Genomic DNA, 8,249 nt, shown 5'->3' on the forward strand with positions numbered 1-8,249 from the left:
CTCCTACCTATTTTGTTGTCTACTTACTGCTGGTTCCACAGATGGCTGATCTATATTAGTGCTACATTCTTTTTGAAAAAAAGATTCAAGAAAATCCATCGTTGTCTTATGATTACTTTCTGACTCTCTAATTCTTTTTTCATTGTTTGAGCCTTTTTCTTTTACTTTTTGTTCTCTGGATTTATTCAAGCTTTCATAATTTATAGTAATTTCTTTTTCTTCTTCTTTTAGAAACCCAGCATTTACCAAATGTTCTTTACAGAGTATCAACTCATAACTACCCTTATTATCTTTACGTGCAGTTCTACCCTTAATCTGTGTTTCTTCTTTTATATCAAGTGAAAAGGATGTCTGTATAACATGCACCCCGCCGCTATTTTCTACAGCAACACTAGACTTAAAATCAACACCACGACCCATACCTCTTGTTGCTAGCGTTATTGTTTTTGCAATACCTGCCTCATCGATGTACTTTTCTTTGGTATGCTCTTCCGTATTTTCTGTTAATATGTGTAAGCGATCAAATTTACCGAAGAATTTTTCTTTAAACTTTCTTATTTCTACATCTGTATCAAAAAATATTAACACTGATTGTCCTGAACCAACCTTAGAGTTTGCACGATTAAAAATTTTACTGAGCCATTCTTCTTCTGAGTCTTGGGATATAAAATCTCGACTTGAATCAAATTGCAAATGAGAATCACCAAAAAATGATGGCATGATGGAATTTTCATTGATGTTATAAGATTCTCTTACTGCTTTTTTTTCATGGTCATTTAGTGTAGTCAAGGTACCACTCACTCCTAAGATAAGAGGATATTTCTCAGGCAATTCTGCATAAGACACTTTGCCACAGTCTATATTCAAATACCCATAATTTTTACAATCAAAGTCTTTTTTCTTTAACCTAAAGTAATTAAATACGTTGTAATAGCTGCAATAAGTGAAAGTGGAATAAAATCCATCGTCTCTTCTATAACTTATGATTCCTTTATCGTTAATTTTATAGTTGTTAATGTACCAGTCTTGATCACTTCCTTTTGTAACACGTATTGCAGCATCAATCATTTCCTCTAGATGTTCTTGATAGAGAGACAGATTAGTATATTCTTTTTTAATAACCACATTATCTTTTTCTTTCAAAAGATAGTATTTTCCAGGTTTAAATAAAAATTTATTAAATTCTTTAAAATCTTGATTTCTTTCTCCTATCTTTTTCTTAATGAATTCTTCTACCTCTTTCAAAATAGTACTTTTTTCATAATTTTTGCTGGCCATTTCCCATATTTTTTCCTGAATACTATCTAATGCTGGAATTCTTATAGTATTACATGCACCATAAGTATTCCCATAGAATTGATCAGAAAAGAAAACATCCACTTCATCTATTAAAAGAGTAGTATTACTGATATCCTCTTGCTTTATCTGTCCAGATTGCTCCACGCTATGATTTAAAATACGGCCTTCAACTAATTCTCGCAACCCTTGCTTCTTGCCATTTACCTCAAGCTTTATCACTTCATTTGCCATCTCTTCAAATGTACCATAAGTTATCTTGTGACGAATACCAAATTTCCTAAAAAAGCTGTCAAAATCTTGTTGATCTCGAGTTGCTAAGTATTCACTGTAACAAACAGTCCTTACCTTATGACCCATCAATGCTAATAGTGAAGATAGCAACCCTAATACGAGCGATTTGCCTTGTCCTGTCAAGACTTGCGCAAGATGCTTATCAACACTTTTAGAGTCTTTATCAACACTTAATAACCGCAAAATGCACAATATTTGAATACAATGTGGCTTTAAACTTTTTCCTGTACTTGCAATATCTTTTGATTCTTGTATAGACCACATAGCCGCTAGCCCAGCAAGAAGATCAGGTAAAGTTTCTTTCTTGAATGTTAAATCCCACTCATGGATTTTAATTTCTTTAGATTGCTTCTTTACTTCTTTAGTAATAAAATCGATCTTATCTTGATAGCTTTTGCCGGAAGTCTCTTGTATATAAGAATTAAATTTTTCTAAGTATCTATTATAGCAATCTCTTAGTGCTTCTACTGTGCTGTTGCTGTTTTCTTTTCTATATAGCTCTAAAGCTTTGTCTATATCAATCTCATCTTGTTTTCTTAAATACCAAAAAGATTCCCCTATGATACCAATTCGTTTTTTAAAATCCTCATAAGATATGCTATTCTCTACTACAGAAATAAACGGCTTTGTACTTTCTTCTTTGAATATATCGAAAGACACGTAGTTAGGTTGCTCCTTTAGATAAAGAAAAGATTTCTTAATTGCTGACAGTAACTCACTTGCTGCACTCAAATTATCGTCATCAGACCATTTTTTTTGCTCAAGTAAATTACTTACACTATTTAATAGATCTTGAGTGATTTCAATTAAGTAGTGATTAGGGATATTATCCTTATATTTTTTGATGAAATTTTCAGGATCTAAAACCTTATATGAATTTTTATCTTTATTGGCTACTTCTACTTCAGTTAAGTCATTATTAGTTCCTTTAATAAACCAACTGAATTCTATACTATTTAAATCCTCTAAAAACTCATTAAATGATCTAAAGTACTTAATTAACTCTTGTGATTTTGCTTTTTGATCAAGTACAGTACTTGCAATATTAAGTAATGTTTGACGTATTTCTTCCATGTCTTGCTTGAACTTCCCATAAGGAAATTTATCAGGAATTTTTTCTAAAATAGATTCCCTATTCTTCCAATACTCATTATATACATCTACCAAATCTCTAAAATCACCAGATTGTTTATCTAAAAACGCCTTCTTAATAGATTCTATTTGTTTGTTAGAATAGTTTGATCAATTACTGAAATCTCTTTTGAAAGATAAGGACTTGTTTGTGCTATAAATCTTATAACATTATGTGTTGCTATTCGAAATGACTCATAATGATCACCTTCTGTGTTTTTAATAAAATCCATATAGCCTTGTATGAGAGGTTCAAATAACTTTAATTCTTTTTCGGAAAGCAGATTAGTAATTGCACTGTCAATAATATATATCCATGCTAAGCGCTCTTGAGATATGGATGATAACTCATTATTGCCAAATAAATTGGAAACAGAGTTTTTTATACGTTGCAACCACGTTTCATCACCAGGGTCCTGTAACGATTTAAGTTTGTATTCAAATTCTTTTTTGTCAGAATAATAACCGGGCTCAAAATGTTTCATTAGTGTAAAGATAAAGTGATATTGCTGTTCGAGAGAGCGGTTTAGAGAGGAAGTTAATGGCCAATTTATAGTTTGTATTAAGCCCCATTTTCCTTGACCGTCTTTTTTCAGTAGATCATTAACAGAAATATCTGTTTTACTACTAATCTCTAAAATTAGCTCCTGAAAGCTCTTACAAAGATAAAAATACATAGGATGAGTTAAAGGTGTAAAACTTTGTGAAGAAGCAAGTTTCCCTAGTGCTTCTCCCCTCATTTCCTTTATCCTTTTAAATAAAGCATTCCATGAATCACCTACAAGATCCAGGAAAGGTTGCTCACTCATCATATCAACAAGATCTGCAAACAACTCCATATCTTTATTACTGATATAAAATACCGATTTATCATGCAAGTCAGATAAATGATCTACCATAACAGATGGAGCCATTACAGAAATAGACCAAAGATATTTGTCATATAAGATACTTCCGTGATTATTTATTCCATCTTTACAGATTTGTTGTAATCCTGTCAGCAAATCCCTTGTATAAAATTGATCAACTCGAGAAAACTCTTTCTTTCTTATATTCAGAGCTCTTTCTCTATTAAGCAATTGTTGACTACTACTATTTGTCTCGCGTGAAATGTTCTGATTATTAACTACATCATCTAATATCGATATATTACTAGAGAACTTTCTCCAATCTTCTAATCTTTTAGAAAACTGAAAAAGATCCTCTGCATACTCAAGATTATCTGCAGTTTTACCACTTCTATCCTGCAAAAACTGTTTAAATTGTTCATAAGCTTTATCCCTGTTATTTAATAATTCATCTTCTATAATTTTAGTAATTTTAAGCTTTTCAAGAAAATTTCGTTTTATATCTATAGGATGCCAGCAAAATCTAACTCTTCAATCTTGTTGAAGCTTACTCTTGCAATAAAGTTTTCCTGATCAAAAGTAAATAAATAACCTGGACTTTGCTTCCTAATATAAACTGTTTTATTATTATGTGGATGAGTAAATTGACACGAATCTAGTTCTATCAAATGATTGTTCTTCCATTGTCCCTCTATATATCCATTTTCACCAAATGACTTCCTTGTTCCCTTATTTTCATTAAAGCTACTTTGGCCAACTTTTTTAGATTTGCCGTCTTTCCAAGTATGCTGCTTAAAATGTGATACAGTAGGAATAGACTCCAGGTCAGAATCACTTTCACAAGATATAGAAGATCTCTCAACCTTATCACTAGCATCACAGTACTCCTCATCAGAGGAATTAGCTGAAAAAGACAGCAAATTCTGACTTACCTGCTGACTATTAGAATTTCCTACGTGCATAATACCCCCTATAAAGAATTATCAATATTCTTAATTTAAGATATTTTTTTCTTTGAAAAGAGGCAAGAAAAATTTTATATGTCGATAAATAAGGTTCTCAAAACACGGTGTTTTTTTCCAAAATTTGTTGATTGAGTTATGGTGGTTGAAATAGCAAACTAATTAAGTTGCTTCGTCCAGCGCTCTCTTTTAGTTAATTATTGTTTTTTCCTTATAAAAATTTAGCTTACCTTTTACATCTAAATAGCTAACAAAATTCGGCCTTTTATAGATGAGTAACCCTCTAGGAATTATCTTCTTGAATTCTATGATATTATTTTTTGTAACATTGTTATACATATCATGGCAAGGGAGTTGGCAAAATGTGTCAAGGAGTTTTCTATTGGCTAAGGTTGTGACAATAAAGTTAAGCACTGCCAAAAACTATGGAAGAAGTCATTATAATTTGTATTATATCTTTATAAAATGGTTCGCATAAGTTATCTAGAAGTGCAACTAAACAAATACAAAAATCAAAGTGTTGCGGTTTTCGGCCTTGGTAAAACTGGTTTGTCCGTTATTAATGCTCTAACAAAAAGCAGTGCAAAAATATATGCATGGGATGATAATAAAGAGCAAATAGCAAATGCAAAAAAGATATATAAAGAGTGTAACTTTACTCATCCCAATGAGTATAATTGGCATGAGATAAGCACACTAATTTTGAGCCCTGGAGTGCCAATACCAACGCATTGGGTAGTAAAACTTGCAAGAAGCTTTGACTGCAAAATAAAATCAGACATTGAGCTATTTCTTGAAACTAAAACTACAAATCAGAAGGTTATAGGCATTACAGGAACAAATGGCAAATCAACTACCACATCACTAATAGGGCACATATTAAAATCCACAGGGAAAAAAGTAGCTATCGGTGGGAATTTAGGTATGCCTATTTTGGATTTAGAAAGAGATGCAGAAATTTATGTAATTGAATTCTCCTCTTTTCAATTGGAGCTAATGAATGAAATTAATGTGGATATTTCTGTATTGCTTAACATCACACCAGACCACATAGATAGACATGGAAGTATGAATAACTATATAGCAACTAAACTAAAATTGATAAACGGTAGCAAGATTGCCGTGATAGGATGTGATAACAAAATTACCTCTGATGTATTCAATAAATTCACTGGGAACAAAATTCCAATCTCAGCTTCGATGTCACCCTCTTTGTCATCCCAGTGCCTAGGCACTGGGAAACTAGAGAATCATAGCTTATCAGTAAGCGACGTGAAAATAAACCTAGTATCCAATGTAGAAAATATAGTAGCTGCACACGCTGTGTGCAAGTTACTTGGAGTAGATAGCAGCACTATTGTCAATGAAATCAAATCCTTTCCAGGGCTAAGACACAGAAATGAATTTCTTGGCAAAATACATAATGTACTTTTTATCAACGATAGCAAAGCAACCAATGCAGAATCGACCGAAAAGGCAATTTTATCTTATAAAAACATATATTGGATTGTTGGCGGAAAAAGCAAAAAAGGCGGAATAGAATCATTAAGCAAGCATTTCACCAAGATTAGAAAAGCTTTTCTTATTGGAGAATCAACTGAAGTTTTTGCAAACATTATGGAGAACAAAATAGATTATATGAAGTGCTATAATCTAGAAAACGCATTTAAACTGGCTTTTGAAGAGGCCATAAATAGCAAAGAAGAAGTAGCGATATTACTTTCTCCTGCATGTTCTTCTTTTGATCAGTGGAAAAATTTTGAAGAGCGCGGTGAAGCATTTTGCAGAATGTTTGCAAATCTCAGGTACAATTATATGTGATGTTTAGTATAATATTGTATGGAACAAAAGTTAATAGTAGATGAGCTGATTAAGGTTATTCCATTTGAAGGAATAAGTGATGCAACCTTATTGAAAGTGTGCACGAACCTTAACCTAGCCAATAGTTTTTGTAAATTTCAGAATGGAATATATAGTGCTTTGGAGTACATAGCAGAGGACTTAAATAGCTCAATGGAAACTGAACTTTGGAATTCCAATTTAGAAGATATGAAGGTAAGAGAGCGGATAAAGTTAGCTGTCCAAATACGCCTTTCAAACTATGCTAAGTTACAAAATTACAGAGAGTTTTTAAAAAATGTTTTATCATTCTCTATATTACCCCAAAATACATATTTTTCTAGTAAACTCTTGTACAGAACTGTTAGCGCGATTTGGTATGGCATTCATGATCAATCAACAGATTTTAACTACTATACAAAAAGAGCAATATTAGCTGGAGTGTACTTAAGTACGATACTTTTTTTTATCAATGATTATTCAGAAGATTTTGCAGATACCCTGTCGTTTCTTGACAAACGTATCAACAATGTCATGACATTTCAAAAGTTTAAAACCCGTTTGAATAGAATGGTAAGAAACTTCTTATAGCCTCTTTACTTATACGAGTTACTCGTATTTATACCTAAAGCTGCCTTGATTTTTATGTTAAGATAATTGAACATCCACTAACAGTGAGCTTAACAAAGAACTTGATTGAAAGCAATACATTAAAAAGTAGTTTTGCTGGAAACTTGAAGTAGACAGAATTGATACACATAAAGCTGATCCATGTACAAAAGTATCTGTTAAGATACACGACTAATGCTGTGTGATCCATAGAGGTTATTACAATAAGAATGTAAGATCAAATAGAAATTGGATTTGCAGTAGTTTATAGACCTTATTACAACTGCAAAGGATAAATTAATTAGTAATGGATTTTAGGTTAAACTACGTCTGAGTTGGATAAAACTATACAAAATGACTACTTTTAGCAGCAAACATTAGAGCAGTTTTTCCAAGAGCAGTTTTTTTTCATAGTCAAAATGAGGTAGACTAAGAGTACTAACTACATAATTAACACCTGCGTTTGCTATTTCTACTAAGTATTTTACTACATCCAAGTGACCTGCTTGAGCAGCATCAAGTAAAAAGAGTGGAGCAACTATCTCCATGAGGCTTCTTTTGCCTTTTTTTGCTTGCTTAATATTTATAGCTAAAGCTTCAGGGTGTCATTTCAGTGCGTGACGCAGAGATGTACGGAGATTGAAGATCAGTGCTTGACACTGGAATGGCTTTGTTGCACCACTCAAGGAAAGAACAGGCAGTTACTGATGGAATTTGTTATAAATAGATATTTAGCCGACAAAGGAAAAATATGCCAATAAGAATGAAAGTCAGTAACTGCAATGAATATAACAAATTTCTTCAAGAAAGGGGAAATGTTTTTCATTATATCAACGATGCCATTGAAAATTGGTACGAAAATAGTCCAAAAGTAGCAGGTGGCAACAATGTCTACAGCGACAAAAGTAGTGATTCTAATTCACATAATAACCTATCTATTCAGGATTGGTCTTAGGCAAACAGTGGGATTTATAGAGAAATATCTTGAGCAAATAGGGAAAATTTTGCAAATTATCAGCTATTCGCAGGCTTCAAGAAGGTTTAAAAAGCTTAATATCAAAATCAACGACTGCGCAGAGTTGATAAGAACGATATGGAAGATATTGAAATTGCTATAGATAGTACAGGTATCAGCATCTACAATAATATTCCAGGCCATAGTAAGGCAAATGGTACAGATAGAAAGTATCGCCGCTATGAGCAAACAAGATGTAATGCTAGAGATAGGTAGTAAAAAAGTTATAGCTGCAAAATACAGTAGTGGAGTTTA

General features: G+C 32.4%; 9 protein-coding genes. 5 read left to right on the top strand and 4 right to left on the bottom strand.

Features of this window, described 5'->3' with window-relative positions:
* Positions 1-3: 3 nt before the first annotated feature.
* From CAI20_RS06485 to CAI20_RS06490, 3 genes are all read right to left on the bottom strand, one after another.
* On the bottom strand, positions 4-2,757 hold the full coding sequence (locus tag CAI20_RS06485; RefSeq protein ID WP_246111598.1) for a hypothetical protein: 2,754 nt from the start codon (positions 2,755-2,757) through the stop codon (positions 4-6).
* Between the two features lie 50 nt (positions 2,758-2,807).
* Positions 2,808-3,971, bottom strand: a complete 1,164-nt coding sequence (locus CAI20_RS06745; protein WP_246111599.1) for a hypothetical protein — start codon at positions 3,969-3,971, stop codon at positions 2,808-2,810.
* A gap of 101 nt (positions 3,972-4,072) precedes the next feature.
* On the bottom strand, positions 4,073-4,531 hold the full coding sequence (locus CAI20_RS06490) for a hypothetical protein (RefSeq protein WP_149168998.1): 459 nt from the start codon (positions 4,529-4,531) through the stop codon (positions 4,073-4,075).
* Between the two features lie 465 nt (positions 4,532-4,996).
* On the opposite strand from CAI20_RS06490, the gene murD reads away from it, so the two are divergent.
* The gene (gene murD / locus CAI20_RS06495) at positions 4,997-6,352 is read left to right on the top strand and encodes a UDP-N-acetylmuramoyl-L-alanine--D-glutamate ligase (protein WP_012481852.1); all 1,356 of its coding nucleotides are present in this window, start codon (positions 4,997-4,999) and stop codon (positions 6,350-6,352) included.
* Positions 6,353-6,370: 18 nt separating this feature from the next.
* Positions 6,371-6,961: a COQ9 family protein gene (locus tag CAI20_RS06500; protein WP_007301970.1), complete on the top strand. Its 591-nt coding sequence runs from the start codon at positions 6,371-6,373 to the stop codon at positions 6,959-6,961.
* 395 nt (positions 6,962-7,356) lie between these two features.
* On the opposite strand, the gene CAI20_RS06505 is transcribed toward CAI20_RS06500, so the two are convergent.
* A complete protein-coding gene (locus tag CAI20_RS06505) occupies positions 7,357-7,527 on the bottom strand; it encodes a hypothetical protein (protein ID WP_246111600.1) in 171 nt (56 codons plus the stop codon).
* Between the two features lie 203 nt (positions 7,528-7,730).
* Between CAI20_RS06505 and CAI20_RS06750 the strand changes: the two genes are divergently transcribed.
* The 3 genes from CAI20_RS06750 to CAI20_RS06760 are packed head-to-tail and all read left to right on the top strand — an operon-like array spanning position 7,731 to position 8,210.
* Positions 7,731-7,934: a hypothetical protein gene (locus CAI20_RS06750; RefSeq protein WP_246111601.1), complete on the top strand. Its 204-nt coding sequence runs from the start codon at positions 7,731-7,733 to the stop codon at positions 7,932-7,934.
* Positions 7,867-8,097: a transposase gene (locus tag CAI20_RS06755; protein WP_246111602.1), complete on the top strand. Its 231-nt coding sequence runs from the start codon at positions 7,867-7,869 to the stop codon at positions 8,095-8,097. The genes CAI20_RS06750 and CAI20_RS06755 overlap by 68 nt, the downstream gene beginning before the upstream one ends.
* Entirely contained in the window at positions 8,073-8,210 is a 138-nt protein-coding gene (locus tag CAI20_RS06760; protein ID WP_246111603.1) for a hypothetical protein, read from the top strand. Before CAI20_RS06755 ends, CAI20_RS06760 begins: the two co-directional genes overlap by 25 nt.
* Positions 8,211-8,249: the final 39 nt, after the last annotated feature.

Source organism: Wolbachia endosymbiont of Chrysomya megacephala, assembly GCF_008245065.1.
GTDB lineage: Bacteria > Pseudomonadota > Alphaproteobacteria > Rickettsiales > Anaplasmataceae > Wolbachia.

Bases quoted from the DNA above. Each gene is read 5' to 3' on its own strand.
- CAI20_RS06490 (WP_149168998.1), bottom strand. From the start codon at position 4,531: ATGCACGTAGGAAATTCTAATAGTCAGCAGGTAAGTCAGAATTTGCTG.
- CAI20_RS06755 (WP_246111602.1), top strand. From the start codon at position 7,867: ATGTCTACAGCGACAAAAGTAGTGATTCTAATTCACATAATAACCTAT.
- CAI20_RS06505 (WP_246111600.1), bottom strand. From the start codon at position 7,527: ATGGAGATAGTTGCTCCACTCTTTTTACTTGATGCTGCTCAAGCAGGT.
- CAI20_RS06760 (WP_246111603.1), top strand. From the start codon at position 8,073: ATGGAAGATATTGAAATTGCTATAGATAGTACAGGTATCAGCATCTAC.
- CAI20_RS06750 (WP_246111601.1), top strand. From the start codon at position 7,731: ATGCCAATAAGAATGAAAGTCAGTAACTGCAATGAATATAACAAATTT.
- CAI20_RS06500 (WP_007301970.1), top strand. From the start codon at position 6,371: ATGGAACAAAAGTTAATAGTAGATGAGCTGATTAAGGTTATTCCATTT.
- murD (WP_012481852.1), top strand. From the start codon at position 4,997: ATGGTTCGCATAAGTTATCTAGAAGTGCAACTAAACAAATACAAAAAT.